Source organism: Pseudomonas sp. N-137, from assembly GCF_034555295.1.
Taxonomy (GTDB): domain Bacteria; phylum Pseudomonadota; class Gammaproteobacteria; order Pseudomonadales; family Pseudomonadaceae; genus Aquipseudomonas; species Aquipseudomonas rhizophila.
The window spans coordinates 71,671-97,504 of record NZ_JAXUDQ010000009.1 but is presented as its reverse complement, the minus strand read 5'-3'; the positions used below and the strand labels follow the sequence as shown (position 1 = coordinate 97,504).

The window sequence follows — 25,834 nt, the reverse complement described above, 5'->3', positions numbered from 1 at the left end:
GCTTCGAATTTTGACCCTTCAGACCTTTTTCTTATGCACAAAGAACCCCGTAAGGTCCGTGAGTTTCGTCGCCGCGAGCAGGAAATTCTCGACACCGCGCTCAAGTTGTTCCTCGACCAGGGTGAAGACAGCGTCACCGTCGAGATGATTGCGGATGCCGTGGGTATCGGCAAAGGCACGATTTATAAACATTTCAAATCCAAGGCGGAGATCTACCTGCGCCTGATGCTTGATTACGAGCGCGATTTGAATGAGCTGCTGCATTCGGCCGATGTGGACAAGGACAAGGAGGCCCTGTCCCGGGCCTACTTCGAATTCCGCATGCGCGATCCGCAGCGTTATCGCTTGTTCGACCGTCTGGAAGAGAAGGTGGTCAAGGGCAACCAAGTGCCGGAGATGGTCGAGGAACTGCACAAGATCCGCGCCTCGAACTTCGAGCGCCTGACCCTGCTGATCAAAGGCCGGATCAGTGAAGGTAAGCTCGAAGACGTGCCGCCCTATTTCCACTACTGCGCCGCCTGGGCGTTGGTGCACGGTGCGGTGGCGCTGTATCACTCGCCGTTCTGGAGCAACGTGCTGGAAGACCAGGAAGGCTTCTTCCAGTTCCTGATGGACATAGGCGTTCGCATGGGCAACAAGCGCAAGCGTGACACCGACGTTCCGAGCAGCTAAGTCATTCAGCTGCCTGATTGCGCCATGTCCGCTTACATGGCGCAGTGTCCCAGGAATATACTCAGGCTTGGGCCTTGCGAAAACTTGAGTTCTGGGTCAAGTTTCGTAAGTCCGATTCTTCTTTCGCCGGAGTGATCCATGATCGTTGACCGTCAAGGCAGGCGTTTCCGCAATTTGCGAATCAGCCTGACTTCAGCCTGCAATTACGCCTGTACCTACTGCGTGCCCAACGGCAAGCGGCTGGTGGCTGCGCAGGATGAACTGTCGGCCGAGGCCATGGCGCGCGGTGTGGCCTACCTGATCGAAGCTGCCGGTATCGAGCGGCTGCGCATCACCGGCGGCGAGCCGCTGGTCAGCCCCAAGCTTGAAAGCTTCATGATGGCGGTGGGGCAGATGGGCCTGGAGGACATCAGCCTGACCACCAATGGTCAGTTACTGGCCAAAAAGCTGCCTTTGCTGGTAGATGCCGGCATTCGCCGCATCAACGTTTCCCTCGATACCCTGGACCCAGGGGCGTTTCGCAGTATCGCCCGCGGTGGCGATCTGGCAACCGTGCTCGACGGGATGGATCAGGCCCGTGCTGCGGGAATGAAGATCAAGGTCAACATGGTGCCGTTGCGCGGGCAGAACCTGGATCAGGTGATGCCACTGCTCGAGTACTGCCTGGAGCGCGGCTATGAGCTGCGCTTCATCGAGCTGATGCGCATGGGGCACCTGGCCAGCGACTCCAACGCGTTCCTGCAGCAATTCGTCAGCCTTCAGCAGTTGCTGAGCCTGATCGGCGACCAGTACGAGTACCTGCAAGCCGACGCTCCAGTGGATGCCACCGCAGTGCGCTATGAAATTCCGGGGCTAGGGCATTTTGGCGTGATCGCTAACGAAAGCGTGCCGTTCTGTCGTACCTGCTCACGGTTGCGGCTGTCCTCCACGGGTTGGCTGCATGGCTGCCTGTCGTCGAGTAACCGACACTTTGTCGGCGATCTTCTGGACAAACCCCGGCATCAGGCCTTGCCGGCTCTGCAGCGCTTGCTGGTCAAGGCGTTGGGGGATAAGCAGGAAGTGGCGTTCTCTGGTGGCGCAACCATCATGAAAATCATCGGCGGTTGACGAATGCTATCGCGGGCAAGCTTTGCTCCCAGGTGAACACCGTACCTGTGGGAGCAAGGCTTGCCCGCGATAGCAATTTCCCCTTCACTTGGATGTGTCTGACACCCCCATTTCGATGAGCTGGCGCAAAAGCTGCATCCAATGGCCATTCGCCGGTTTTCCGTCACCGGTTTTTGGAGGGTAGGATGCGTAGCCTGGTTTTGCTGCTGGCCGTTTTGGCGCTCGGTGGCTGCATGAATGTCAGCGACATGGGGGAGGGCGTTCGCTATCACATGAGCGACGCCGGTTTGCTGGACCACAGCGACAGCCGGCGTGTGAATAACCTGCGCATCCAGCCGGATTCGTTCATCTACATTGCTCAGGGTGCCTTCGCGCCTCCCGGCAGTGCCTACCCGCGGCCCAATGTCGTCGCCGAAGAGGCCTTCAACGGTTTCATCGAGTATTTCCCCATGGTGCGTCGTGCCCGGGTTCCCGAGGGTCTGGACCAGGCCATGGGCGAAGCCCGAGCCGCCGGTGCTCACTACTTGCTGTATACGCGGTTCGCCAAGGCCGACAACCGTATCGGCAACACCGACGAATGGCTGGATGAAGAGGCCGTGGACCGTTTGGGTGTCGACACCAGCGTCATTCAAATCATGTTGATCGAGACCAGCACCCAGTATTTGATTGATACTGCACGCATCAAGAGTCGTGGCGGTTTACTGACGTTGCACGACAAACAGCCAGAAGACCTGATCGCTCCCCCTTTGCGCGAGTATGCCCGCAGCCTGTTGGGAGTGAGCGACCAGTAACATTCAAGGAGTCACCATGAGCGGACCGCAAAAAGCCAATGACCTGCTGGGGCAGATCCCCAAGACCAAAGGTTTGCCGCCAGTCCACTTGTGGAATCCTGACTTCTGCGGCGATATCGACATGCGCATCGCCCGTGATGGCACCTGGTATTACCTGGGTACGCCAATCGGGCGCAAGCCGATGGTCAAGCTGTTCTCCACTATCATCCGCCGCGACGGCGATGATTACTTCCTGATCACTCCTGTGGAAAAAGTTGGCATCAAGGTCGACGATGCACCGTTTGTGGCGGTGACCCTGGAGGTTGAAGGGCAGGGTGAGCAGCAGCGACTGCGCTTCACCACCAACGTCGAGGAAACCACTGAGGCCGGCGGCGAACATCCGATGCGGGTGGTGATCGATCCGCAAACCCAGGAACCCGCGCCCTACGTGCACGTACGCAGCAACCTCGAAGCGCTGATCCATCGCAATGTGTTCTACCAGTTGGTGGAGCTGGCGGTCAGTCGCGAGATCGACGGGCAGAGGTGGTTGGGGGTATGGAGTGGTGGGGTATTTTTCCCGATAGGCCTGGAACCCTGATCCCTGTGGGGGCGAGCCTGCTCGCAGCATGGCCAACCTTGTCTTAACTGATCCACCGCTATCGCGAGCAGGCTCGCTCCCACCCGGGTGAAGCCGTAAAATTCAAATTGACACCCAATCATATGATGATTAGTTTGGGCCTCTATAGAAAGTGGCCCCGGGGTGTTCATGTCCAGCAGTTTTCACGCATCGACCGTCGATTGGCTGGGGGGCTGGATAGCCGCCGGTCAGGTCAAGCCTGGGCAGACCATCAAGGTTGAGGCCGACCTCGGCCAGCAATTGGGCGTCAGCCGCACGGTGATCCGCGAAGCGATCAAGACCCTGGTGGCCAAAGGCATGCTGGAAGTCGGCCCGAAAGTCGGGACACGGGTGCTGCCGGTGCGTCGCTGGAATCTGTTTGACCCGCAGGTGGTCGGTTGGCTGTCGCGCAGTGGGCTGCCGGAAAATTTCGTCGATGACCTGCTGGACCTGCGGCGTACCATCGAACCGATGGCGGTGCGCTGGGCGTGTGAGCGAGCGACGGCTGATCAGGTGCAGGCGATCCGCCTGGCCTACCATGCCCTGGAGCGGGCGGTGGACAGCGGGGCCGATTACAACCGTGCCGACCAGTTCTTCCATGAGTGCATCCTCGCTGCCAGCCACAATCAATTTATTGAGCAAATGGTCCCGGCCCTGGGCGCGCTGCTGGCGGTGTCGTTCGAGGTGTCCGCCGCCGACCCGGATGAGCTGCGCCGCACGTTGCCGATCCACAAGGATATCGCCGAAGCCATCGCTGCCCGTGACGCGGCGCGGGGCGTCTGGGCCTGCATGACCTTGATCGATAACGCTGACCTGGCGATCAAGCGTTTTTACCCTAACGTCATGGCCGGGCGGACAGAGATTGCCGGGCAAGCAGGAAACAGGAGTGTTCAATGATGTGGACGGCTGTGACGGAACACCGGGCGATATTGGGGGAGGGCCCCTTCTGGGACGAGCCGACCCAAGCGCTGTATTGGGTCGACATTGCCGGTAAACAGGCGTTGCGGCTGATCGGCGCGAATGTGCAAATCTGGCAGATGCCCGAGCATGTGTCCGCTTTCATTCCGACACAAAGCGGCGACGCCTTGGTGACCCTGAGCAGCGGTGTCTATCGACTCGATCTGGATTCGCCGGGACTGGAACCGAACCTGAAATTGCTGTGCATGGCCGATCCCCGGCCAGGGAATCGCGCCAACGAGGCCCGTTGTGATGCCCTGGGCCAGCTCTGGCTCGGCACCATGCAGAACAACATCGGCGAAAACGCAGAAGACCTGCCCATTGAAGGACGATTCGGGGGCCTGTTTCGCATTGGCGCCGATGGCCGGGTCATGCCGCTGCTGCGCGATCGGGGCATTCCCAACACGCTGTTATGGAGTCCTGACGGCACTACGGTGTATTTCGGCGAAAGTCTCGACGGCACGCTTTACCGACATTTCATTTATCCCGACGGCAGCCTGGCCCCCGCCGAGGTCTGGTTTGGCCCTCACCCGCGTGGCGGCCCCGACGGCTCGGCAATGGATGCCAGGGGCTATGTCTGGAATGCTCGCTGGGACGGTAGCTGCCTGCTGCGACTGGACCCGCAAGGTCAGGTTGATCGGGTGATCGAGCTGCCCGTCAGTCGTCCCACCAGCTGTGTGTTTGGTGGTGAGGACCTCAAAACACTGTACATCACCAGTGCGGCGAGCCCACTTAACCATCCACTCGACGGCGCGGTGTTGTCGATGCGAGTCGATGTACCCGGTGTGGCTTGTACGCGGTTTGCGGGCTAAATCCCAAAATATGGGATGTAAATATATATATTGAGATTGTTTGGCGAGCGGGTTTATAGTCGGTCCCATCAGCGACACGCACTCACACTAAAAAAACAAGACAGGTGAAGTGATGCAACGATTTTCCTCCGTACCGCCCGACGGCGTACGCGATTCCAAAAGCCTTTCGACCGGTCATCTCTGGATGTCCGGTTTTTGTCGTGCTTGCGGACAGGAGTCTTGAGTCATGGCCCACACCCTGTCCTTGTTACCGATGCCCGAACCCCCGAAAGGCGAACGCCTGAAAAACAAAGTTGTGCTGCTGACCGGGGCTGCCCAAGGCATTGGCGAGGCGATCGTCGCCGCGTTCGCCTCGCAGCAGGCACGCTTGGTCATCAGTGATATCCAGGCCGAGAAGGTTGAGACAGTCGCAGCCCTCTGGCGTGAACGCGGGGCGGATGTGCAGGCACTCAAAGCCGATGTATCCAACCAGCAGGACCTGCATGCCATGGCCCGTCGTGCCGTCGAACTGCACGGTCGCATCGACGTTCTGGTGAACTGCGCGGGCGTGAACGTATTTCGTGACCCGCTGGAAATGACCGAGCAAGATTGGCGGCGTTGTTTCGCCATCGACCTGGATGGCGCCTGGTACGGCTGCAAGGCTGTGTTGCCGCAGATGCTTGAGCAGGGCGGGGGCAGCATCATCAATATCGCCTCGACTCATTCATCCCACATCATTCCCGGCTGTTTCCCTTACCCGGTGGCCAAGCACGGACTGCTCGGCCTGACCCGCGCATTGGGTATCGAATACGCGCCCAAAGGTGTGCGGGTGAATGCCATTGCGCCGGGTTACATCGAAACCCAATTGAATATCGACTACTGGAACGGCTTCGCCGATCCACATGCCGAACGCCAGCGTGCGCTGGATCTGCACCCGCCACGCCGAATCGGCCAGCCGATCGAAGTGGCAATGACGGCGGTGTTCCTGGCCAGCGATGAAGCACCTTTCATCAACGCCTCGTGCATCACCATCGATGGTGGACGTTCGGTCATGTACCACGACTGAATATTTCGGGATTTCAGTCGGAAACTTCGCCTGTAATCCAATCATCATACGATATGACTATTTGGACCTATGCTGTACAGCAACATGTTTGACCGCCCAGCCTGCGCATTTCCACTGATGTTGGAGCAGGGCCCTGGACGTTTTGGCTTTCAATAAAAAAAACAAGGAGACAGCTATGAATCATCGTCGTGGGATCCGTTCCCTGTGCCGTGCCGCCCTGGCGGTTACTGCCGTCAGTCTCAGCAGCACCTTGCTGGCGGCCGAAGAAGTGAAGATCGGTTTTCTGGTCAAGCAGGCCGAAGAACCCTGGTTCCAGACCGAATGGGCGTTCGCCGAAAAGGCTGGTAAGGACCGGGGCTTCACGGTGATCAAGATCGCCGTGCCCGACGGCGAGAAGACCCTCTCGGCCATCGACAGCCTCGCCGCTAACGGCGCCAAGGGCTTCGTGATCTGCCCACCGGACGTGGCTCTCGGCCCGGCCATCGTGGCCAAGGCCAAACTCAATGACATGAAAGTGATTGCTGTGGATGACCGTTTCGTCGGCTCCGATGGCAAGTTCATGGAAGACGTGCCGTACCTGGGCATGGCCGCGTTCGAAGTGGGCCAGAAGCAAGGCGACGCGATGGCCGCTGAGGCGAAAAAGCGCGGTTGGGACTGGAAAGACACCTATGCCGTGATCAACACCTACAACGAGCTGGATACGGGCAAGAAACGCACCGACGGTTCGGTCGACGCCCTGAAGAATGCCGGCTTTCCAGACGATCACATCCTTTATACCGCGCTGAAAACCCTCGACGTGCCGGGCAGCATGGACGCCACCAACTCGGCCCTGGTGAAACTGCCCAGCGGGGCGAAAAACCTGATCATCGGCGGCATGAACGACAACACAGTGCTGGGCGGCGTGCGCGCCACCGAAAGCGCCGGGTTCAACGCGGCCAATGTGATCGGGATCGGCATCAACGGCACCGACGCCATCGGCGAACTGAAAAAACCCAACAGCGGTTTCTTCGGTTCGATGCTGCCAAGCCCGCACATCGAAGGCTACAAGACCGCCGAGATGATGTACGAGTGGATCACCACCGGCAAAGAGCCACCGAAGTACACCGCCATGGACGAGGTGACGCTGATCACTCGGGAGAACTTCAAGCAAGAACTGGAGAAGATCGGCCTGTGGAACTGATGGTCGGTTGATTCAAAAGCGGCCCTGGCCTGACGAGTGCCGGGGCCGCTTGATCTCTGTGAGTTCGAGGTGGTTATGCAAGCGCAAACAGCGACACAGCAACACAACATGGGCGGCAGCTTGCGGTTCAACGGGATTGGTAAATCCTTTCCCGGTGTGCAGGCGCTGGCCAATATCAGTTTCGTTGCTCATCCGGGACAGGTCCATGCTTTGATGGGCGAGAACGGCGCGGGCAAGTCCACGTTGCTGAAGATCCTCGGTGGTGCCTACATCCCCAGCAGCGGCGACCTGCAGATCGGCGAGCAGACGATGGCTTTCAAAGGCACCGCCGACAGCATTGCCAGCGGCGTGGCGGTGATCCACCAGGAGCTGCACCTGGTGCCGGAAATGACCGTTGCCGAAAATCTGTTCCTTGGGCATTTGCCGGCCCGTTTCGGTCTGGTCAATCGTGGGCAACTGCGCCAGCAGGCGTTGGCGTTGCTCAAAGGCCTGGCCGACGAAATCGACCCCCAGGAAAAAGTCGGTCGCCTGTCCCTCGGCCAGCGCCAACTGGTGGAAATCGCCAAGGCCTTGTCCCGTGGCGCCCATGTCATTGCCTTCGATGAACCCACCAGCAGCCTCTCGGCGCGGGAAATCGACCGCCTGATGGCGATCATCACCCGCCTGCGGGACGAGGGCAAAGTGGTGCTGTATGTCAGCCACCGCATGGAAGAGGTGTTCCGCATCTGTAACGCGGTCACGGTGTTCAAGGACGGCCGTTATGTGCATACCTTCGAGAACATGAGCGAGCTGACCCACGATCAGTTGGTCACCTGCATGGTCGGTCGCGACATCCAGGACATCTACGATTACCGCCCTCGCGAGCGCGGTGATGTGGCGTTGCAGGTCGAGGGGCTGCTCGGCCCGGGCCTGCGTGAGCCGGTGAGTTTCCAGGTGCATAAAGGTGAAATCCTCGGCTTGTTTGGGCTGGTGGGTGCCGGCCGTACCGAGTTGCTGCGGTTGCTCAGTGGGCTGGAACGCCAAACTGACGGGCGCCTGGTTCTGCATGACCAGCAGTTGAAACTGCGTTCACCCCGGGATGCCATTGCCGCGGGCGTATTGCTCTGCCCGGAGGATCGCAAGAAGGAAGGCATCATCCCGTTGGGCAGCGTCGGCGAGAACATCAACATCAGCGCTCGCGGCGCCCATTCCACCCTGGGGTGCCTGTTGCGGGGCGACTGGGAACGGGGTAACGCCGACAAGCAGATCAAGGCGCTGAAAGTGAAGACGCCATCGGCGGGTCAGAAAATCATGTACCTGTCTGGCGGCAATCAGCAGAAAGCGATTCTCGGTCGCTGGCTGTCGATGCCGATGAAAGTCCTGTTGCTGGACGAGCCCACGCGCGGTATCGACATCGGCGCCAAGGCCGAGATTTATCAGATCATCCACAACCTGGCGGCCGATGGCATTGCGGTGATTGTGGTGTCCAGCGATCTGATGGAAGTGATGGGCATATCCGACCGAATCCTGGTGCTCTGCGAAGGGGTTATGCGCGGCGAGCTGCCGCGTGACCAGGCCAACGAATCCAACCTGCTGCAACTGGCGCTGCCACGCCAACGCGTTGCCGACGCGGCGAACTGAGAGGTAAACATGACCATTCAAAACAATGCACTGCCAACGGCACGCAAACCCCTGGATCTGCGGCGCTTCCTGGACGACTGGGTCATGCTGCTGGCGGCTGTCGCAATCTTTGTGCTCTGCACCCTGATGATCGACAACTTCCTGTCACCCCTGAACATGCGAGGCCTGGGCCTGGCGATTTCCACCACGGGCATCGCGGCCTGCACCATGTTGTATTGCCTGGCTTCCGGGCACTTCGACTTGTCGGTGGGCTCGGTGATTGCCTGTGCCGGTGTGGTCGCGGCGGTGGTGATGCGTGACACCAACAGCGTGTTCCTCGGCGTCAGTGCGGCGCTGGTGATGGGGCTGATCGTCGGGCTGATCAATGGCATCGTCATTGCCAAGCTACGGGTCAATGCGTTGATCACGACGCTGGCGACCATGCAGATCGTCCGGGGCCTGGCCTACATCTTTGCCAATGGCAAGGCGGTGGGCGTGTCCCAGGAATCGTTCTTCGTGTTCGGTAACGGCCAGATGTTCGGCGTGCCGGTGCCGATCCTGATCACCATTGTCTGCTTTCTGTTTTTCGGCTGGTTGTTGAACTACACCACCTACGGGCGCAACACCATGGCCATTGGTGGCAACCAGGAGGCGGCGTTGCTGGCAGGGGTGAACGTTGATCGGACCAAGATCATCATCTTCGCCGTGCATGGTGTGATCGGTGCCTTGGCGGGTGTGATCCTGGCCTCACGCATGACCTCGGGCCAACCGATGATCGGCCAGGGCTTTGAACTGACCGTGATCTCGGCTTGCGTGTTGGGCGGGGTGTCGTTGAGCGGCGGTATCGGCATGATTCGCCATGTCATCGCCGGGGTGCTGATTCTGGCGATTATTGAAAACGCGATGAACCTGAAGAACATCGACACCTTCTACCAGTACGTCATCCGTGGCTCGATCCTGTTGCTGGCGGTGGTGATCGATCGAATGAAACAACGCTGAAATCTGCCCCGACCGGGCTGGACCCAATCGCGAGCAGGCTCGCTCCCACAGGATCTGTGCCGGATTCCGAACCCGAGCACGGCGCAGATCCCCCTGTGGGAGGCTCCGAACTCCAGTACGGCGCAGGACCCTGTGGGAGCGAGCCTGCTCGCGATGGCGTCATCCCTGACGCCAGCGATCAACCGGCCTTGCGCAGCGCTTCAACCAATTCCTGCTTACGCATCTTCGAACGTCCGGGAATGTTCTTCGCCCGGGCCTCTTTCATCAGGTTATCCACAGTCTGGGTCGCGCGGGAGGCCTTGCTGGTGCGCGGCTGACCCTCGCGGGTCTTGGCTGCGCGACGGGCCGATTCCTTGCGGTCGGTTTTCTTTTCTGCTGCCGGTTTTGTCTTCCCCGACCCACCGGAGCGTTCGCCACCGCCAGACTGCTTGTTGACCGTCGCCCAAGCACGAGCCTCGGCCTTGTCCTCGGATAACCCCTTTTTCTCATAACTTGCTTCAATGTGTTCGGCTTTGCGCTTTTGCTCGGCTGTGTATTTTTCTTTGCTTCCACGAGGCATGGGAATCTCTCCTCAAGTGTGTGAGCAGAGCCACCCGCCAGGAGCGCGTCGCTCGCTCCCTGGGGGGTTACTGGCTGGCGCCGCCCTCGGAACCCGACCCGCCGGTGGTGGTTTTCGAGCCCGTGCCGGTTTCGGCGTTATCGGGGGTATTGGAGTCCGGCGTATTCATGCCGCCCTGACGACCCGCATCGTTGCCCTGCACCCGCGGATCGGTGCCGTTGGCGGGAGGCTGACCATTGTTCAGGCCGCCACCGGTGCCATCGGTGTTCAGCTTGGGCATGCCTTCGGTTGCGGGGGAATTGGGCGCCTGTACCGGATCGGTCGGACCGGTGCCGTCGGTGGTGGCTGCGAAAGCCGCCGAAGACAGCAGCGTGGCGAATGTGAATGCAGTCAGCCTTGATGAGATCATGGTGTCGCCTCCATTTTTTAGAATGCTTGCCTGATTTTGGGCTGTCCTGAATCCGGGTTGGTGCCTGACAGGCGACGAATGGTGCCGTAGGGACCGTCACTCAAAATTTGTCTTCGAGGTGTGACGAGCGCAGCGTGGCGGCTTAGTATGGCGCTTTCAATTGGCTACAAGGCCCGTTCATGTCGATCCAGATTCGTCCTGCGCAACCCAGCGATGCGCCTCAAATCCTTGCCTTCATCACTGAACTTGCCGATTACGAAAAGGCCCGCCACGAAGTCATCGCCAGCGTGACGGACATTCAGCGCAGCCTGTTCAGCGAGGGCTCCACTGCCCATGGACTGATCTGTCTGCGTGATGGCGTGCCCATCGGTTATGCGGTGTTTTTCTTCAGTTATTCCACGTGGCTGGGCAGCAACTGCCTGTACCTCGAAGACCTGTACATCACGCCTGACCAGCGCGGCGGCGGGGCAGGGAAGACGCTGCTGCGTCACCTGGCGAAAATTGCCTGCGACAACGACTGCGGCCGCTTCGAGTGGAGCGTGCTGGACTGGAACACGCCGGCGATCGAGTTCTACAAGTCCCTCGGCGCGCAACCCCAGGAAGAGTGGGTGCGCTACCGGATGGACGGCAAGGTGCTACGGGATTTCGCTAACGGCAATTGAGCACTTCATGAGTGGGCGTCGGATGCCCACTCGGCAAACCCCGGTCGTGGTTCGAGTCGTTTGCAATATGCGGCCACGGCCGGGTAGTCCGGGCGTTCCATGGGCGTCTGGCGCCAGCGATGCACCGACAGACCGATGAGCACATCCGCGAGGGAAAAATCCGCACCGGCCACGTAGGCGCCAGTGCGGCTCAACTGATCCTCCAGCAACCCCATCTTTTCGTTCCAGCCTTTGACCCCGGCGGCGATGCGTTGTGGGTCCTGAAACTCCGGGTTCTTGCGCACCAATGCATGAAACGCATAGCCCCATGACGGGTTGAGTTCGGTCGCTTGCCAGTCCATCCACTGTTCGATTCGGGCGCGCGCGGCCGGTTCGACGGGCAGTAGATCGTTGCCTCCATGCTTGCCCACAAGGTAGCGACAAATGGTGTTGGACTCCCACAGCACACCGTTTTCATCAATGATCACCGGCACTTGGGCGTTGGGGTTGAGCGCCAGAAACTCGGGGTCATGGGTCGAGGCAAAGCCGATGCCCCAGTCTTCGCGCTCGTAGGCGATCTCCAGCTCCTGACAGGTCCACAACACTTTTCTGACGTTGATCGAAGAAGTGCGGCCGAGGATTTTCAACTGTTGTCCCATCCCTTTTTCCCTGAGTTGTTTGGCGTCCGATCAGAAACGTAGCAGGGTCTTGGGCGAATGGCGATTGGCTTTGTCGTCGATGCATTTAATCCCAATATATGGGAGTGATATTTATATATTGAGATTTTGTTGCGCCCAGGTTTATAGTCCGTGCACTCACTGCCAAAAAACAAAACAGGTGAAACGGATGCAGGCGCAATTGATTGCGCTCGATTGGGGGACCACCTCATTACGGGCTTACAAACTCGCCGCCGGGGGCGAGGTGCTCGAACAGCGTTCGCTGTCGTCGGGGATCATGCAGTTGCCCTCCGGGCCGCGAACGGTGGCCGGTCAGGTGTGCATCGACGGTTTTGAACTGGCCTTCGACGAGGCGTGCGGCGATTGGCTCGACGCCCAGCCAGGCCTGCCCGTGATCGCCTGCGGCATGGTCGGCAGCGCCCAGGGCTGGCGCGAAGCGCCTTACTGCGACACACCCGCCAACGTCGCCAATCTCGGACATTCCCTACAAATCATTCGTAGTCTTCGCGGTGTCGATGTGCACATCGTGCCGGGGGTGATCCAGCGTTCGCGGTTACCCAATGTCATGCGCGGCGAAGAAACCCAAGTGCTTGGCGCCTTGCACAGCCTGCCGGATGAAGCGGTACTGATCGGCTTGCCCGGCAGTCATTCGAAATGGGTGGAAGTGGCCGATGGCTGCATCGTGCATTTCGATACGTTCATGACCGGCGAGATCTTCGCCGTGCTCAGTGACCACAGCATTCTGGGCCGCACCCAGCAACGTGGCACGGCGTTCGATAGCCTGGCTTTTGATCGCGGCGTGCAGGTGGCGTTGTCGGTGGACGGCCAGATCGGCCCGTTGTCCACCGTGTTCAGTGCCCGCAGTCTGGGCTTGACTGGCGAACTCAGTGCCAGCGCCCAGGCGGATTACCTTTCCGGCCTCCTGATCGGTCATGAGCTGACGGCCCTGGCCACCGTGCAACGCCGACGGCGCGACACCATTCATCTGCCGACGGTGGTGTTGATCGGCAATTCTCAACTCTGCGTCCGTTATCAACGGGCCCTCGATGCCTGCGGTTTTGCCCGGGTGTCCCTGGCCGAACAGGCCACCGAACGTGGTTTGTGGCAACTGGCCGTGGCGGCCGGGCTGCTCGATTCCACCGCATCGCGTTAAACGACTGGAGGTCTGACATGCTCACACAAGCACTGGCGCACAACGGGCTGATCGCAATTTTGCGCGGTCTGCGGCCGGAAGAGGCCGCCGCTATCGGCGAAGTCCTTTATGGCGCCGGATTTCGCGTCATCGAAGTACCGCTCAATTCTCCCGAGCCGTACGAAAGTATCCGCATCCTGCGCAGTACCTTACCCGCCGATTGCCTGATCGGGGCCGGCACGGTGCTCACGCCGGAACAGGTCGAGCAAGTGAAAGCCGCCGGCGGTCAAGTCATCGTTATGCCCCATAGCGATCCTAAGGTGTTGCGGGCGGCGAAAGCCGCGGGCTTGTACCTCTCGCCCGGCGTCGCCACGCCCACCGAAGCCTTTGCTGCACTGGCCGAAGGTGCCCATGTGTTGAAGATGTTTCCGGCCGAGCAAATGGGGCCGGCGGCGGTCAAGGCGTGGCTCGCGGTATTGCCGGCCGGAACCGTGCTGGTGCCGGTGGGCGGGATTACCCCGGACAACATGGCGGTGTTCGTCGAGGCCGGCGTCAAGGGGTTCGGCCTGGGTTCCGGGTTGTTCAAGCCGGGCCTGACGGCTGACGAAGTGGCGGTGCGCGCCAAGGCCTACGTGGCCGCGTGGAATGCCTTGAACTGACGACTTTTCCAGCGCCCCGCGCGCTGCATCTGATAAGAGAGACAACAAGATGAAAATCACCAAACTGACCACGTTTATCGTTCCGCCGCGCTGGTGCTTCCTCAAGGTCGAAACCGACGAAGGCGTCACTGGTTGGGGCGAACCCGTGGTTGAAGGCCGCGCCCACACGGTGGCGGCCGCCGTTGAGGAATTGTCCGACTACCTGATCGGCAAAGACCCACGCAATATCGAAGACATCTGGACCGTGCTGTATCGCGGCGGCTTCTACCGCGGCGGCGCGATTCATATGAGCGCCCTGGCCGGTATCGACCAGGCGTTGTGGGACATCAAGGGCAAGGCCCTGGGCGTGTCAGTCAGCGATTTGCTTGGCGGGCAGGTACGCGACAAGATCCGCGTGTATTCGTGGATCGGCGGCGACCGCCCGGCGGACACCGCCCGAGCGGCGAAAGAAGCCGTGGCGCGGGGTTTCACGGCGGTGAAGATGAACGGCACCGAAGAACTGCAGTTTCTCGACACCTTTGAAAAGGTCGACCTGGCCCTGGCCAATGTCGCGGCGGTACGGGATGCAGTCGGGCCGAACGTCGGCATTGGCGTGGACTTCCACGGTCGGGTGCACAAGCCGATGGCCAAGGTGCTGATGAAGGAGCTCGATCCGTACAAGCTGATGTTCATCGAAGAACCGGTGCTCAGTGAGAACTACGAAGCCCTGAAGGAATTGGCGCCGCTGACCAGCACCCCGATTGCCCTGGGCGAGCGGTTGTTCTCGCGCTGGGATTTCAAACGGGTGCTCAGCGAAGGCTACGTGGACATCATCCAGCCGGATGCGTCCCACGCCGGTGGCATCACCGAAACCCGCAAGATCGCCAACATGGCCGAGGCCTACGACGTGGCGCTGGCACTGCACTGCCCGCTGGGCCCGATCGCCCTGGCGGCGTGCCTGCAACTGGATGCGGTTTGCTACAACGCGTTCATCCAGGAGCAGAGCCTGGGCATCCATTACAACGAGAGCAACGACCTGCTGGATTACATCAAGGATCCGCGGGTGTTCGACTATGACAAGGGTTTCGTGAAAATCCCTAACGGTCCAGGCCTGGGCATCGAGATCAATGAGGAGTACGTCATCGAACGCGCCGCCATCGGCCACCGCTGGCGCAACCCGATCTGGCGCCATGCCGATGGCAGTTTTGCTGAGTGGTGAGTCACGCCTGATCCACCCGCTTCCCCTGTGGGAGCGAGCTTGCTCGCGATGGCAATGTATCAGTCACACATGCGCCAACTGACACACCGTCATCGCGAGCAGGCTCGCTCCCACATTTGATCTCCCATGCTGGGAGATCCGCTCAACGTCCCCGATTCCTCAATAAACATAAAAAGAGGCACCTCACATGCAAGCGCACACCCTGAGCGCGCAAGCGTCGTTGGTGACGCCCAGCCGCAAGCGTTTTTTCATCATGGTCCTGCTGTTTATCACCGTGGTGATCAACTACCTGGACCGCAGCAACCTTTCGATCGCCGCCCCCGCGCTGACCAGTGAGCTGGGCATCGATCCGATCCACGTCGGGCTGATTTTCTCGGCGTTCGGCTGGACCTACGCCGCCATGCAGATCCCCGGCGGCTGGCTGGTGGATCGGGTGCCCCCGCGTATTCTGTATAGCGTTGCACTATTGCTGTGGTCGGTGGCCACGGTGATGCTCGGTTTTGCCGCCAGCTTCATCGCGTTGTTCGTCCTGCGCATGGCGGTTGGCGCCCTGGAGGCACCGGCCTACCCGATCAATAGCCGCGTGGTGACCACCTGGTTTCCTGAGCGCGAACGGGCCACGGCCATTGGTTTCTACACCTCGGGGCAGTTCGTCGGGCTGGCCTTCCTGACGCCGGTATTGGCGTGGCTGCAACACGCCTTCGGTTGGCACATGGTATTTGTCGCCACGGGCGCGGTGGGCATCATCTGGGCGGTGATCTGGTACGCGGTGTATCGCGAACCGCGGGATTTCAAAGGGGTCAACGCCGCCGAGATCGAACTGATCCGCGAAGGCGGCGGGTTGGTGGATATCCAGGCCGATACAGCCAAGGCCAAGGCCAAGTTCAGTTGGGCGGACCTGGGGATCGTCCTGACCCAGCGCAAGCTGTGGGGCATTTACCTGGGCCAGTTCTGCCTGAATTCCACACTGTGGTTTTTTCTGACCTGGTTCCCGACCTACCTGGTGAAATATCGCGGCATGGACTTCATCAAGTCCGGCCTGTTGGCGTCATTGCCGTTCCTCGCCGCGTTTGTCGGTGTGTTGTGTTCCGGGTTCTTCTCCGACTGGTTGATCCGTCGCGGTTCCACGGTGGGGTTCGCCCGCAAGCTACCGATCATCGGCGGGCTGCTGATCTCTACGGCGATCATCGGCGCCAACTTCGTTGAGTCGACACCGTTGGTGATCGCTTTCCTGGCCCTGGCGTTCTTCGGCAATGGCCTGGCGTCGATCACCTGGTCGCTGGTCTCGACCCTGGCGCCCGCGCGGTTGCTTGGCTTGACGGGCGGGGTGTTCAATTTCATCGGTAACCTGGCGGCCATCGCCACGCCCATCGTCATCGGTTTCCTCGCCAGCGGCGATTCGTTTGCCCCGGCCATCACCTATATCGCCGTGCTGGCGTTGATTGGCGCGCTGTCCTACATCCTGCTGGTAGGGAAGGTCGAGCGCATCGAGTTGTAGTCCGACGGGGCGGGCGACCATAATGCCGCCCGTTCCCCGCTCACTGTTGAAGGCCGGATATGCAGCAAGACGATCCAAAAATCACCAAGGACGCGGCGCCCACAGGCACCCAGACACTGCTGCGTGGTCTGGGTGTGGTCCAGGCGGTCGCCAGCGGCGCCCGTGACCTGAAGGAAATCGCCCGGTTGATCGGCACCACCCGTAGCACCACCCATCGCCTGGCCAGTTGCCTGGTGGATGAGCGCTACCTGCGGGTGGTGCCGCAAGTGGGTTATCTGTTGGGGCCGAAGCTGATCGAGCTGGGTTTTCAGGCCCGGGAAGAGTTGCCGTTGGTGAGCCTGGCGGGGCCGTACCTGGACGAGTTGTCGGCGCTCACCGGTGACACTGTTCACCTGGCGATTCGCGAGGGCGACGAGGTGTTGTACCTGCTGAAAAATCCAGGGCGCAATGGCCCGGAAATGCGTTCGCGCGTGGGCCATCGCATGCCGCTGGCGCGTACCGGGATCGGTAAGGCGCTGATGCTCGATGATTCTCAGGAACAATGGAAAAGGCTGTATGAAATCAGCTTGCCGGCGGGAGGGAAGAATCAGTTCTGGCCCCAGCATCAGGAGCAATCCTGGGAGCAGTTCCAGCAGCGGATGGTGGAGTATGTAGCGGGTGGTTATGCCTTCGATCTGGAAGACAACGAGCCGTCGATTCGTTGCGTGGCGGCGCCGATCCGAGACGCCGGCAAGCGCATCGTCGCCGGTATCAGCATCGCCAGCACCGTACCGTATATGCCGCTGGAAAAAATGGCCGAGCTGATTCCCCTGGTCAAAGGGGTCACAGCCCGGCTGTCGGCGGAACTAGGCGCGAAGGTCTGACGAACGTCAGGCTTTGAGCGTCGCCATGTCGATGACGAAGCGGTACTTCACGTCGCCTGCGATCATGCGGCTGTAGGCCTCGTTGATCTGGCGGATGTCGAGCATTTCAATGTCGCAGCTGATGTTGTGTTCGGCGCAGAAATCCAGCACTTCCTGGGTTTCGGCAACACCGCCGATCAGCGAGCCGGCCAGGACCCGACGGCCCATGATCAGTTTGGCCGCGTGTACCGGCGGATCGATCGGCTCGACCAGACCCACCAGGATATGCACGCCGTCGAAACGCAAGGTGTCGAGGTAGGGATTGAGGTCGTGCTGCACCGGAATGGTGTCCAGCAGGAAGTTGAAGCGCCCGGCGGCAGCAGCCATCTGCGCGGCGTCGGTGGACACGATCACGTGGTCCGCACCTTGGCGACGGGCTTCTTCAGCCTTGCTCGCCGAGCGGGTGAACAGCGTCACTTCCGCGCCCATGGCCTTGGCGAACTTGATGCCCATGTGGCCGAGGCCGCCCATGCCCAGCACGCCGACCTTGTCACCGGCCTTCACGCCATAGTGCTTGAGGGGCGAGTAGGTGGTGATGCCAGCGCAGAGAATCGGTGCGGCGCCGGCCGGGTCGAGGGTTTCCGGGATGCGCAGCACAAAGTGTTCGCTGACCACGATGCTGTTGGAGTACCCGCCCATGGTGTGGCCGCCGCTGATACGGTCCGGGCTGGCGTAGGTCTGCGTCATGCCTTGGTAGCAGTATTGTTCCAGGTCCGCGCGACAGGCTTCGCACTCGCGGCAGGAGTCGACCATGCAGCCAACGCCCACCAGGTCGCCAATCTTATAGCGGGTGACATTCGCACCGACGGCGGTGACTTTTCCGACGATCTCATGGCCGGGCATCAACGGGTAAACGGCAATGCCCCATTCATTGCGGGCCTGGTGGATGTCGGAATGGCATACGCCACAGTAGAGAATGTCGATCGCCACATCGTCGGCTCGCGGGCTGCGGCGTTCGAACTTCATTGGGGCGAGGGGAGTGGTGGCCGATTGGGCGGCATATCCGATAGCAGTGTACATAATGGACCTCGCTAAGCAGTGAACGGTGAGGTGGACCATTGTGGGAGTCATGTCGCTTCGCGGCGATGGCGATTCCTACGCGTGTCGTGCCTATTCCTCCGACATTGGCTATGGTTTGATCCTACGAAGCATTAGACCTGCGATGATGCTTTCATCCCTTTTTTCGTGAAGTTTTTCCCATGTTGTTGACCCGTCATCTTGATGCCAATGCCCCTTTGGTCTCGCTGATTGAACCCCTGGCGACCCGCGACGGATTCGTGCCCACGCAGTTGCCGGGCGTACAGGTGCTCAGGGCCAGCCAGGACGTTGCCCGTGGTCCACAGCTCTACGAGCCGAGTCTGGTGATCATTGTCCAGGGCAGCAAACTGGCGTTCCTGGGGCCACGCACGCTGGAGTACGGTGCGGGGCATTATTTGATCCAGGCGCTGCCGGTGCCGTTCGAATGCGAAACCTACGCCATGCCCAATGCTCCGTTGCTGGGGGTTTCCGTGGCAATCGATCGGGCGATACTGGGGGAGCTGGTGCTGGCCATGGGACTGGTGCCGGGGCGCAGCCTTGCGCCGCAGACCCCGGAGTCGATGACGTGTGCGGTGCTCGATGACGCCATGCGTGGATGTGTCGAGCGCTTGTTGCACTGCCTGCACGATCCGTTGGAATGCCAGGTCATGGGGCAGGCGCGGCTGCGGGAGCTGCTGTTTGTCGCCTTGCGCGGGCCCCAGGCCGACGTACTGCGCGCGCTGGTGGAGCAGCAAGGACAGTTTGCCCGGATTGCCGCTGCCCTGAGCCATCTGCACGCGCATTTCACCGAGCCGTTGAACGTCGAGACGCTGGCCAGTTGCGCGAACATGAGTGCTTCGACCTTCCATGAACATTTCAAACGCAGCACGCTGTTGTCGCCGGTGCAGTACCTCAAACGACTGCGTCTGCTCAAGGCTCAGCGGTTGCTGCTGATCGAGGGCATGGGCGTGGCCCAGGTTGCGCACCAGGTGGGGTATCAGAGTTCGTCGCAGTTCAGCCGGGAGTACAAGCGTTACTTCGAGCGCAGTCCCGGGGAAGAGCGCGTCGCTTGATCACTCAGGATTCCTTGTGGGAGCGGGCCTGCTCGCGATAGCGCCTTGTCATTCAAGATGAATGTCGACTGACGCGCCGCTATCGCGAGCAGGCTCGCTCCCACATGGGTTCGGTGTGGTTGACAGAATCGCAGGCAACAAAAAGGCCCCCATGTCGGGAGCCTTGATGTTCAGCGAATCGGCTTACATATTCGGGTAAGTCGGCCCGCCGGCGCCTTCCGGCGAAACCCAGGTGATGTTCTGTGCAGGGTCCTTGATGTCGCAGGTCTTGCAATGAACGCAGTTCTGGGCGTTGATCTGGAAGCGCTTCTCGCCGTCTTCCTGGGTCACCACTTCGTACACCCCGGCCGGGCAATAGCGTTGGGCCGGTTCGTCATACAGCGGCAGGTTCTTGCTGATCGGGATGCTCGGGTCGGTCAGCTTCAGGTGGCAGGGCTGTTCTTCTTCATGGTTGGTACCGGAGATGAACACCGAGCTGAGTTTGTCGAAGCTGATCTTTCCGTCCGGTTTCGGGTAGTCGATCTTTTTGCAGTCAGCCGCCAGTTTCAGGCAGGCGTAGTCCGGTTTGGTGTCATGCAGGGTGAACGGCAGCTTGCCGGCGAAGATGTTCTGGTCGAGCCAGTTGAAGCCGCCGCCGATGATAGCGCCGTACTTGTGAATCGCTGGGCCGAAGTTACGACTGGCGAACAGCTCTTCGTACAGCCAGCTGTTCTTGAAACTGTCGACGTAGGCGGTCAGTTCATCGCCGCCTTCGGATTCGGCGAACAGGCGATCGGCCACCGCTTCGGCGGCGAGCATGCCGGACTTCATGGCGGTGTGGCTGCCTTTGATCTTGGCGAAGTTCAGGGTGCCGAGGTCGCAACCGATCAGCGCGCCGCCCTTGAAGACCATTTTCGGCAGCGAATTCAGGCCGCCCTTGCAGATGGCACGCGCACCGTAGCTGACGCGCTTGCCGCCTTCCAGGTACTGCTTGAGCACCGGGTGATGCTTGAGGCGCTGGAACTCGTCGAACGGCGACAGGAAAGTGTTGCTGTAGGACAGATCGACGATCAGGCCGACGACCACCTGGTTGTTTTCCAGGTGATAAAGGAAAGAGCCCCCGGTATTTTCGGTGCCCATGATGTCCAGCGGCCAGCCGGCGGTGTGCACCACCAGGCCCGGTTGATGCTTGGCCGGGTCGATTTCCCAGATTTCCTTCAGGCCGATGCCGTAGTGCTGGGCGTCGGCGTCGCTGTCCAGGTTGAAGCGCTTGATCAGTTGCTTGCCGATATGACCACGGCAGCCTTCGGCGAACAGCGTGTATTTGCCACGCAGTTCCATACCAGGGGTGTAGAGGCCTTCTTTCGGCTTGCCTTCACGGTCGACACCGAGGTCGCCGGTAATGATCCCGCGTACGACGCCGTTCTCGTCGAACAGCGCTTCCTGGGCGGCGAAGCCCGGGTAGATTTCCACGCCCAGGTTCTCGGCCTGCTGGGCCAGCCAGCGGCACAGGTTGCCCAGGGAAATAATATAGTTGCCTTCGTTGTGCATGGTCTTGGGCACAAAGAAGTCAGGGATTTTGCTCGCGGTCTCGGCGTTTCTCAGGACAAAAATGTCATCGCGCACGACGGGCGTGTTCAACGGTGCGCCGAGTTCTTTCCAGTCCGGGAACAATTCGTTCAGGGCGCGGGATTCGAATACCGCACCGGAGAGAATGTGCGCACCGACTTCGGAGCCTTTTTCGACCACGCAGACGCTGATTTCCTTACCGGCTTCGGCGGCCTTCTGTTTCAGTCGGCAAGCGGCAGACAGGCCAGCGGGGCCGGCACCGACGATGACCACGTCGAATTCCATGTATTCGCGTTCCACAGGCTATCTCCTACTCAAGGCTCAACAGTTTTTTCTAATTGGAGGTTTGGCGTTGCATCCACGATCTGCTTCGCGAAATCGACGAAAGCGGCAATGAATGACCCGCGGTTCTCTCTTAAGCGGCGCATTATATCTACACCACTCTCAGGGTCCAATACAAACGTTTGTTTGAAATAGCCGCAGGCCAGATAAATCACTGACGTACGGCTTATGACTGACCATTTTGCCGTATTGACCGGAATGGGCGTTCCGGTCAAGATACGGGCGGTTTTGCGCTCGCCGTAGGCTGACTGTTGGTTCCAAGAGCACCTCTAAAGACAGGGCGAAGGCAGCACAAAGTGACGTATTGCGTGGTTCGGACGCGCAGTTTACACGCCGCGATAATGAATGACTCGTCGGTCATCACTGACGAACGGTCTTCACTCCCGTGAGCAAGGTCATGTGTGGTTCATGCCGGCGTTTTTAGAGGTGCCCTTGCGCCCATGAGCATCAACCGCCAGGTTCGCCTAGGCGACTTTCTTTTCACCGGAGAGTAACGAGGAATCCATGAAGGTTCTTGTAGCTGTCAAACGAGTGGTCGACTATAACGTCAAGGTTCGCGTCAAGGCGGACAACTCCGGCGTCGACCTCGCCAACGTCAAGATGTCGATGAACCCTTTCTGCGAAATCGCCGTAGAAGAAGCCGTACGCCTGAAAGAAAAAGGCGTGGCGACAGAGATCGTCGTCGTCTCCATCGGCCCGACCACTGCCCAGGAGCAACTGCGTACCGCGCTGGCGCTGGGTGCTGATCGCGCCATCCTCGTCGAATCCGCCGAAGACCTGACTTCCCTGGCCGTGGCCAAGCTGCTCAAGGCCGTTGTCGACAAGGAACAGCCACAGCTGGTGATCCTCGGCAAGCAGGCCATCGACAGCGACAACAACCAGACTGGCCAGATGCTCGCGGCATTGAGCGGCTACGGTCAGGGCACGTTCGCGTCCAAAGTTGAAGTGTCCGGCGACAGCGTTGCCGTGACTCGCGAAATCGACGGCGGCGCGCAGACTGTTTCCCTGAAACTGCCGGCCATCGTCACCACCGACCTGCGTTTGAACGAGCCGCGTTATGCGTCCCTGCCAAACATCATGAAAGCCAAGAAGAAGCCGCTTGAAGTGCTGACTCCGGACGCTTTGGGCGTTTCCACCGCCTCCACCAACAAGACCCTGAAAGTCGAAGCGCCGGCTGCACGCAGCGCGGGCATCAAGGTCAAGTCGGTGGCTGAACTGGTCGAGAAACTGAAAAACGAAGCGAAGGTAATCTGACATGACTATCTTGGTAATCGCCGAACACGATAACAAGGCGCTGGCTCCGGCCACGCTGAACACCGTTGCTGCCGCTGCGAAAATCGGTGGTGATGTCCACGTTCTGGTGGCCGGTCAAGGCGTTGGCGCCGTGGCTGAAGCCGCTGCGAAAATCGCGGGTGTGGCAAAAGTGTTGTCGGCCGACAACGCTGCCTATGCGCACCAGTTGCCGGAAAACGTTGCACCGCTGGTGGCCGAGCTGGGCAAGGGCTACAGCCACATCCTGGCTGCCGCCACGTCCAACGGCAAAAACATCCTGCCGCGCGTTGCCGCTGCGCTGGACGTCGACCAGATCTCCGAGATCATCTCGGTGGAAAGTGCCGACACCTTCAAGCGCCCGATCTATGCCGGTAACGCCATTGCTACCGTGCAGTCCAATGCTGCGGTCAAGGTCATCACCGTACGTGCTACCGGTTTCGACCCGGTTGCCGCCGAAGGTGGCTCCGCTGCTGTTGAAGCGGTGGCTGCTGCTCACGACGCCGGTATCTCCAGCTTCGTCAACGAAGAACTGGCCAAGTCCGATCGTCCGGAACTGACCGCTGCCAAGATCGTCGTTTCCGGCGGGCGTGGCATGCAGAACGGTGACAACTTCAAGCACCTGTACGCCCTGGCCGACAAGCTGGGCGCCGCCGTCGGTGCTTCCCGCGCCGCGGTCGACGCAGGTTTTGTACCTAACGACATGCAGGTCGGCCAGACCGGCAAGATCGTTGCGCCACAGCTGTACATCGCCGTTGGTATCTCCGGCGCGATCCAGCATCTGGCCGGCATGAAAGACTCCAAGGTGATCGTCGCGATCAACAAGGACGAAGAAGCGCCGATCTTCCAGGTGGCTGACTATGGCCTGGTAGCGGACTTGTTCGAAGCCATCCCTGAGCTGGAGAAGCTGGTCTAATCCGGCGTCTTCACTTATAAAGAGCCCGGCCCTTTGGCCGGGTTTTTTATTATCTGCACGTTGTTGTCACTGCAAGGGGAGCATATCGCCATGGATCTTCGCCGTTTGGCTGGCGTGTCGTTGCTGTGGGCGCTGGCCGTCGTGCCAGGTCTGTCTGTCGCCGCCGGCAAGTGTGAACGTCTGATCGCCACCGGTAGCCCGGATGCGCCGCCCTACCTGTGGCAAGACCCCCAGGATCCCAAACACCTGATCGGCGCCAGCGCCGACCTGCTGGCGCAAGTGGCGACGGAGCTGGGGATCAAGATCGAATTGCTCTATGCCGGCAAGCGTGCTCAGGCCCTGGACGAAGTGCGCAGCGGACGCATGGACCTGCTCGTCGACGCCGCGCTGACCATCAGCGAGCTTGAAACCCTGGACTATGTTCATCCGCCCTTGCTGAATAACGATTACCTGGTGTGGACCCGCAAGGATTCGACATTGGTGATCGCTCAGCCCGAGGACCTTCATGGTCATCCCGGGGCATTGTCGCAAAAGGCGCGAATGACCCAGGCATTTGGCGTATTTGCCGAGCAGCAATTGTCCCTGACCCGTACCCCCAACCTGACTGAAGCCTTTCAGAAACTGCTGCTGGGGGAGGTGGAGTATGTCCTGGCAGGGCGTTACTCGGGCCTGGCGATGGCCCAGACATTGGGCATGGCCAATGACCTGCAGGCCGCGCCGCAACCAGTGGATACCCCGGGGCTGTTCCTCGCGGTTTCCCATAACTCCGCCTGCAATGACCCATGGTTGCGCGGACAGCTGGCGCAAAAGATGACAGAATTGGCCGCGTCCGGCCTGACGGAGGCTGTGTTGCAGCGCAATATCGAGCGTTGGAAAACACAGTTGCAGCCACCTGTTGGTGCCCCAAAACAGTAGGGAACATTAGTGACTATTCGACCTCTTTTCGCTGCCCTGGCCGTACTGGCTCTGGCGGGTTGCGCAGCCGATCCGGCGCCGAATGAACAGATTCGCCTGACTGAACAGGCGCTGGAGCAAGCCCGCGCCGTGGGCGCCACATCCGAAGAAGTGCCCGAGTTGAAACTCGCCGAAGAAAAGTTCGCCCGCGCCCAGTCCAACATGGCCGACGAGTCGTTCAAGAAGGCCCGCATGCGCGCTGAGCAAGCCGAACTGGATGCACGCCTGGCCGAAGCGAAGGTGCTGACCCTCAAGGGCGAGGAACACCTGAACGTGCTTAACACCCGCATCGAGCGCTTGCGCAAACAGTTGAGAGATGATGCCCAATGAAGCAGTCCCAAGTATTTGGCGGCCTGATTCTCGCGGGCCTGGCCAGCTTGTACGGTTGCGCGGGTCAGCGCAGCGAAGTGGCGCTGGAAAAGGCAGGTGCCGACTTCCAGAAGGTCAAGGAAGACTCCAACGTATTGCGAGCCGCGCCCAAGGATGTCATCCGCGCCGGTGAATCCCTGGCCCGGGCCGATCGCTTGTCCAGCTACTGGGGCAGCAGCGAAGATGTGCTGCATTACGCCTACCTGAGCCAGCGCTACAGTGAGATTGCCCGTGAGCACAGCAATCAGGTGCTCAATGAGGAGCGGGCGGCGAAGCTCGAGCTGGAGCGCCAGCGCCTGCAATTGGCCCTGCGCGAGTCCAAGTTGCTGAGTGTCCAGCAACAGGGCAAGTGGCTGGAAGAGCAGATCATGGCAATGGCCACCACCCAGACCGATCGCGGCCTGGTGATGACGCTCGGTGACGTGCTGTTCGACACCGGCCAGGCGCAGTTGAAGAACTCGGCAAACCGGGTGGTGCTCAAGATCGTGCAATTCTTGCAGCTCAACCCCAAGCGTGTGGTGCGTATCGAAGGTTACACCGACAGCACCGGCGGCAAGCAGGAAAACCTCAAGCTGTCCCGTAACCGGGCCCAGGCGGTGGCGGACGTGCTGGTGGACCTGGGGATCGACGAAAAGCGCATTCAGGTCGAAGGCTACGGTGATGAGTTCCCGGTCGACGTCAACGCTTCCGAGCGTGGTCGGGCACAGAACCGTCGGGTTGAAATTGTGTTCTCCGACGAGAAAGGCCAGCTCGGCGCCGCCCGCTAAGGGCTGCGTTGCTGGAAAACCCGGCCCCTTCAGAGGCGCCGGGTTTTTTTGGGCCTGCGAATCAGTGATTCATGAGTACAGTTGGGGGCTGTCACTGCCCTCTAGGGTCGGGTAATCTGGCAACTGTCCCAGTACACTTCTAAACTG

Annotated in this window: 27 protein-coding genes; 22 read left to right on the top strand and 5 right to left on the bottom strand. The window is 60.3% G+C overall.

Annotated features, from left to right (window positions below; genetic code table 11):
- Positions 1-33 precede the first annotated feature (33 nt).
- The 10 genes from T3A99_RS09160 (at position 34) to araH (ending at position 9,757) form a co-directional block, all read left to right on the top strand.
- Positions 34-672, top strand: coding sequence for a TetR/AcrR family transcriptional regulator (locus T3A99_RS09160; RefSeq protein ID WP_003204240.1), 639 nt, complete (start codon positions 34-36; stop codon positions 670-672).
- Between the two features lie 138 nt (positions 673-810).
- A complete protein-coding gene (locus T3A99_RS09155) occupies positions 811-1,779 on the top strand; it encodes a GTP 3',8-cyclase MoaA (RefSeq protein WP_107322022.1) in 969 nt (322 codons plus the stop codon).
- A gap of 185 nt (positions 1,780-1,964) precedes the next feature.
- On the top strand, positions 1,965-2,570 hold the full coding sequence (locus T3A99_RS09150; RefSeq protein WP_047228207.1) for a DUF4823 domain-containing protein: 606 nt from the start codon (positions 1,965-1,967) through the stop codon (positions 2,568-2,570).
- Between the two features lie 16 nt (positions 2,571-2,586).
- The gene (locus tag T3A99_RS09145) at positions 2,587-3,147 is read left to right on the top strand and encodes a DUF1285 domain-containing protein (RefSeq protein WP_047228208.1); all 561 of its coding nucleotides are present in this window, start codon (positions 2,587-2,589) and stop codon (positions 3,145-3,147) included.
- Between the two features lie 168 nt (positions 3,148-3,315).
- Positions 3,316-4,062 (top strand): FadR/GntR family transcriptional regulator, encoded by a 747-nt coding sequence (locus tag T3A99_RS09140; RefSeq protein WP_047228209.1) that lies wholly within the window; start codon positions 3,316-3,318, stop codon positions 4,060-4,062.
- On the top strand, positions 4,059-4,934 hold the full coding sequence (locus T3A99_RS09135; RefSeq protein ID WP_173406700.1) for an SMP-30/gluconolactonase/LRE family protein: 876 nt from the start codon (positions 4,059-4,061) through the stop codon (positions 4,932-4,934). Before T3A99_RS09140 ends, T3A99_RS09135 begins: the two co-directional genes overlap by 4 nt.
- A 226-nt stretch (positions 4,935-5,160) precedes the next feature.
- Entirely contained in the window at positions 5,161-5,979 is an 819-nt protein-coding gene (locus T3A99_RS09130) for an SDR family oxidoreductase (RefSeq protein WP_047228211.1), read from the top strand.
- A gap of 175 nt (positions 5,980-6,154) precedes the next feature.
- Positions 6,155-7,159, top strand: a complete 1,005-nt coding sequence (locus T3A99_RS09125) for a substrate-binding domain-containing protein (protein ID WP_322834233.1) — start codon at positions 6,155-6,157, stop codon at positions 7,157-7,159.
- A 75-nt stretch (positions 7,160-7,234) separates the two neighbouring features.
- A complete protein-coding gene (gene araG / locus T3A99_RS09120) occupies positions 7,235-8,779 on the top strand; it encodes an L-arabinose ABC transporter ATP-binding protein AraG (protein WP_047228213.1) in 1,545 nt (514 codons plus the stop codon).
- A 9-nt stretch (positions 8,780-8,788) separates the two neighbouring features.
- A complete protein-coding gene (gene araH / locus T3A99_RS09115) occupies positions 8,789-9,757 on the top strand; it encodes an L-arabinose ABC transporter permease AraH (RefSeq protein WP_076383836.1) in 969 nt (322 codons plus the stop codon).
- Positions 9,758-9,935: 178 nt separating this feature from the next.
- Here the strand turns inward: araH and T3A99_RS09110 are convergent, their stop codons facing one another.
- Positions 9,936-10,316 (bottom strand): Rho termination factor N-terminal domain-containing protein, encoded by a 381-nt coding sequence (locus T3A99_RS09110; protein ID WP_047228215.1) that lies wholly within the window; start codon positions 10,314-10,316, stop codon positions 9,936-9,938.
- Positions 10,317-10,383: 67 nt separating this feature from the next.
- The gene (locus tag T3A99_RS09105; RefSeq protein ID WP_047228216.1) at positions 10,384-10,725 is read right to left on the bottom strand and encodes a hypothetical protein; all 342 of its coding nucleotides are present in this window, start codon (positions 10,723-10,725) and stop codon (positions 10,384-10,386) included.
- Between the two features lie 179 nt (positions 10,726-10,904).
- On the opposite strand from T3A99_RS09105, the gene T3A99_RS09100 reads away from it, so the two are divergent.
- Positions 10,905-11,387: a GNAT family N-acetyltransferase gene (locus T3A99_RS09100; protein WP_047228217.1), complete on the top strand. Its 483-nt coding sequence runs from the start codon at positions 10,905-10,907 to the stop codon at positions 11,385-11,387.
- A gap of 5 nt (positions 11,388-11,392) precedes the next feature.
- Here the strand turns inward: T3A99_RS09100 and T3A99_RS09095 are convergent, their stop codons facing one another.
- Positions 11,393-12,025, bottom strand: coding sequence for a glutathione S-transferase family protein (locus tag T3A99_RS09095; RefSeq protein WP_076383838.1), 633 nt, complete (start codon positions 12,023-12,025; stop codon positions 11,393-11,395).
- A gap of 187 nt (positions 12,026-12,212) precedes the next feature.
- On the opposite strand from T3A99_RS09095, the gene T3A99_RS09090 reads away from it, so the two are divergent.
- The 5 genes from T3A99_RS09090 to T3A99_RS09070 all read left to right on the top strand — a co-directional run bounded on the left by T3A99_RS09090 (position 12,213) and on the right by T3A99_RS09070 (position 17,393).
- On the top strand, positions 12,213-13,196 hold the full coding sequence (locus tag T3A99_RS09090; RefSeq protein ID WP_188252050.1) for a 2-dehydro-3-deoxygalactonokinase: 984 nt from the start codon (positions 12,213-12,215) through the stop codon (positions 13,194-13,196).
- A gap of 17 nt (positions 13,197-13,213) precedes the next feature.
- Entirely contained in the window at positions 13,214-13,834 is a 621-nt protein-coding gene (locus tag T3A99_RS09085; protein ID WP_316912041.1) for a 2-dehydro-3-deoxy-6-phosphogalactonate aldolase, read from the top strand.
- A 49-nt stretch (positions 13,835-13,883) separates the two neighbouring features.
- Positions 13,884-15,032, top strand: a complete 1,149-nt coding sequence (gene dgoD, locus T3A99_RS09080) for a galactonate dehydratase (protein WP_047228221.1) — start codon at positions 13,884-13,886, stop codon at positions 15,030-15,032.
- Between the two features lie 187 nt (positions 15,033-15,219).
- Positions 15,220-16,530, top strand: coding sequence for an MFS transporter (locus T3A99_RS09075; RefSeq protein ID WP_047228222.1), 1,311 nt, complete (start codon positions 15,220-15,222; stop codon positions 16,528-16,530).
- Positions 16,531-16,589: 59 nt separating this feature from the next.
- Complete coding sequence (locus tag T3A99_RS09070) at positions 16,590-17,393, top strand: IclR family transcriptional regulator (protein ID WP_013693986.1); 804 nt, start codon at positions 16,590-16,592, stop codon at positions 17,391-17,393.
- A gap of 6 nt (positions 17,394-17,399) precedes the next feature.
- Here the strand turns inward: T3A99_RS09070 and T3A99_RS09065 are convergent, their stop codons facing one another.
- Complete coding sequence (locus T3A99_RS09065; protein WP_139049471.1) at positions 17,400-18,452, bottom strand: NAD(P)-dependent alcohol dehydrogenase; 1,053 nt, start codon at positions 18,450-18,452, stop codon at positions 17,400-17,402.
- A 179-nt stretch (positions 18,453-18,631) separates the two neighbouring features.
- Between T3A99_RS09065 and T3A99_RS09060 the strand changes: the two genes are divergently transcribed.
- Entirely contained in the window at positions 18,632-19,522 is an 891-nt protein-coding gene (locus tag T3A99_RS09060; protein WP_047228224.1) for an AraC family transcriptional regulator, read from the top strand.
- Between the two features lie 183 nt (positions 19,523-19,705).
- Here T3A99_RS09060 and T3A99_RS09055 read toward each other — a convergent pair whose 3' ends face one another.
- Positions 19,706-21,370, bottom strand: a complete 1,665-nt coding sequence (locus T3A99_RS09055; RefSeq protein WP_316912040.1) for an electron transfer flavoprotein-ubiquinone oxidoreductase — start codon at positions 21,368-21,370, stop codon at positions 19,706-19,708.
- A gap of 546 nt (positions 21,371-21,916) precedes the next feature.
- Here T3A99_RS09055 and T3A99_RS09050 point away from each other — a divergent pair.
- The 5 genes from T3A99_RS09050 to T3A99_RS09030 all read left to right on the top strand — a co-directional run bounded on the left by T3A99_RS09050 (position 21,917) and on the right by T3A99_RS09030 (position 25,687).
- The gene (locus T3A99_RS09050) at positions 21,917-22,666 is read left to right on the top strand and encodes an electron transfer flavoprotein subunit beta/FixA family protein (RefSeq protein ID WP_007908338.1); all 750 of its coding nucleotides are present in this window, start codon (positions 21,917-21,919) and stop codon (positions 22,664-22,666) included.
- Position 22,667: 1 nt separating this feature from the next.
- Positions 22,668-23,597, top strand: a complete 930-nt coding sequence (locus T3A99_RS09045) for an electron transfer flavoprotein subunit alpha/FixB family protein (RefSeq protein WP_107322026.1) — start codon at positions 22,668-22,670, stop codon at positions 23,595-23,597.
- A 90-nt stretch (positions 23,598-23,687) separates the two neighbouring features.
- Positions 23,688-24,512, top strand: a complete 825-nt coding sequence (locus T3A99_RS09040; protein WP_076386580.1) for a substrate-binding periplasmic protein — start codon at positions 23,688-23,690, stop codon at positions 24,510-24,512.
- 9 nt (positions 24,513-24,521) lie between these two features.
- Positions 24,522-24,881, top strand: coding sequence for a DUF4398 domain-containing protein (locus tag T3A99_RS09035; protein WP_047228227.1), 360 nt, complete (start codon positions 24,522-24,524; stop codon positions 24,879-24,881).
- The gene (locus T3A99_RS09030; protein WP_076383844.1) at positions 24,878-25,687 is read left to right on the top strand and encodes an OmpA family protein; all 810 of its coding nucleotides are present in this window, start codon (positions 24,878-24,880) and stop codon (positions 25,685-25,687) included. Before T3A99_RS09035 ends, T3A99_RS09030 begins: the two co-directional genes overlap by 4 nt.
- Positions 25,688-25,834: the final 147 nt, after the last annotated feature.

What these genes read in the sequence shown, in the direction of transcription:
- T3A99_RS09160 (WP_003204240.1), top strand. Translation starts at nt 34, where the DNA reads ATGCACAAAGAACCCCGTAAGGTCCGTGAGTTTCGTCGCCGCGAGCAG.
- T3A99_RS09155 (WP_107322022.1), top strand. Translation starts at nt 811, where the DNA reads ATGATCGTTGACCGTCAAGGCAGGCGTTTCCGCAATTTGCGAATCAGC.
- T3A99_RS09150 (WP_047228207.1), top strand. Translation starts at nt 1,965, where the DNA reads ATGCGTAGCCTGGTTTTGCTGCTGGCCGTTTTGGCGCTCGGTGGCTGC.
- T3A99_RS09145 (WP_047228208.1), top strand. Translation starts at nt 2,587, where the DNA reads ATGAGCGGACCGCAAAAAGCCAATGACCTGCTGGGGCAGATCCCCAAG.
- T3A99_RS09140 (WP_047228209.1), top strand. Translation starts at nt 3,316, where the DNA reads ATGTCCAGCAGTTTTCACGCATCGACCGTCGATTGGCTGGGGGGCTGG.
- T3A99_RS09135 (WP_173406700.1), top strand. Translation starts at nt 4,059, where the DNA reads ATGATGTGGACGGCTGTGACGGAACACCGGGCGATATTGGGGGAGGGC.
- T3A99_RS09130 (WP_047228211.1), top strand. Translation starts at nt 5,161, where the DNA reads ATGGCCCACACCCTGTCCTTGTTACCGATGCCCGAACCCCCGAAAGGC.
- T3A99_RS09125 (WP_322834233.1), top strand. Translation starts at nt 6,155, where the DNA reads ATGAATCATCGTCGTGGGATCCGTTCCCTGTGCCGTGCCGCCCTGGCG.
- araG (WP_047228213.1), top strand. Translation starts at nt 7,235, where the DNA reads ATGCAAGCGCAAACAGCGACACAGCAACACAACATGGGCGGCAGCTTG.
- araH (WP_076383836.1), top strand. Translation starts at nt 8,789, where the DNA reads ATGACCATTCAAAACAATGCACTGCCAACGGCACGCAAACCCCTGGAT.
- T3A99_RS09110 (WP_047228215.1), bottom strand. Translation starts at nt 10,316, where the DNA reads ATGCCTCGTGGAAGCAAAGAAAAATACACAGCCGAGCAAAAGCGCAAA.
- T3A99_RS09105 (WP_047228216.1), bottom strand. Translation starts at nt 10,725, where the DNA reads ATGATCTCATCAAGGCTGACTGCATTCACATTCGCCACGCTGCTGTCT.
- T3A99_RS09100 (WP_047228217.1), top strand. Translation starts at nt 10,905, where the DNA reads ATGTCGATCCAGATTCGTCCTGCGCAACCCAGCGATGCGCCTCAAATC.
- T3A99_RS09095 (WP_076383838.1), bottom strand. Translation starts at nt 12,025, where the DNA reads ATGGGACAACAGTTGAAAATCCTCGGCCGCACTTCTTCGATCAACGTC.
- T3A99_RS09090 (WP_188252050.1), top strand. Translation starts at nt 12,213, where the DNA reads ATGCAGGCGCAATTGATTGCGCTCGATTGGGGGACCACCTCATTACGG.
- T3A99_RS09085 (WP_316912041.1), top strand. Translation starts at nt 13,214, where the DNA reads ATGCTCACACAAGCACTGGCGCACAACGGGCTGATCGCAATTTTGCGC.
- dgoD (WP_047228221.1), top strand. Translation starts at nt 13,884, where the DNA reads ATGAAAATCACCAAACTGACCACGTTTATCGTTCCGCCGCGCTGGTGC.
- T3A99_RS09075 (WP_047228222.1), top strand. Translation starts at nt 15,220, where the DNA reads ATGCAAGCGCACACCCTGAGCGCGCAAGCGTCGTTGGTGACGCCCAGC.
- T3A99_RS09070 (WP_013693986.1), top strand. Translation starts at nt 16,590, where the DNA reads ATGCAGCAAGACGATCCAAAAATCACCAAGGACGCGGCGCCCACAGGC.
- T3A99_RS09065 (WP_139049471.1), bottom strand. Translation starts at nt 18,452, where the DNA reads ATGTACACTGCTATCGGATATGCCGCCCAATCGGCCACCACTCCCCTC.
- T3A99_RS09060 (WP_047228224.1), top strand. Translation starts at nt 18,632, where the DNA reads ATGTTGTTGACCCGTCATCTTGATGCCAATGCCCCTTTGGTCTCGCTG.
- T3A99_RS09050 (WP_007908338.1), top strand. Translation starts at nt 21,917, where the DNA reads ATGAAGGTTCTTGTAGCTGTCAAACGAGTGGTCGACTATAACGTCAAG.
- T3A99_RS09045 (WP_107322026.1), top strand. Translation starts at nt 22,668, where the DNA reads ATGACTATCTTGGTAATCGCCGAACACGATAACAAGGCGCTGGCTCCG.
- T3A99_RS09040 (WP_076386580.1), top strand. Translation starts at nt 23,688, where the DNA reads ATGGATCTTCGCCGTTTGGCTGGCGTGTCGTTGCTGTGGGCGCTGGCC.
- T3A99_RS09030 (WP_076383844.1), top strand. Translation starts at nt 24,878, where the DNA reads ATGAAGCAGTCCCAAGTATTTGGCGGCCTGATTCTCGCGGGCCTGGCC.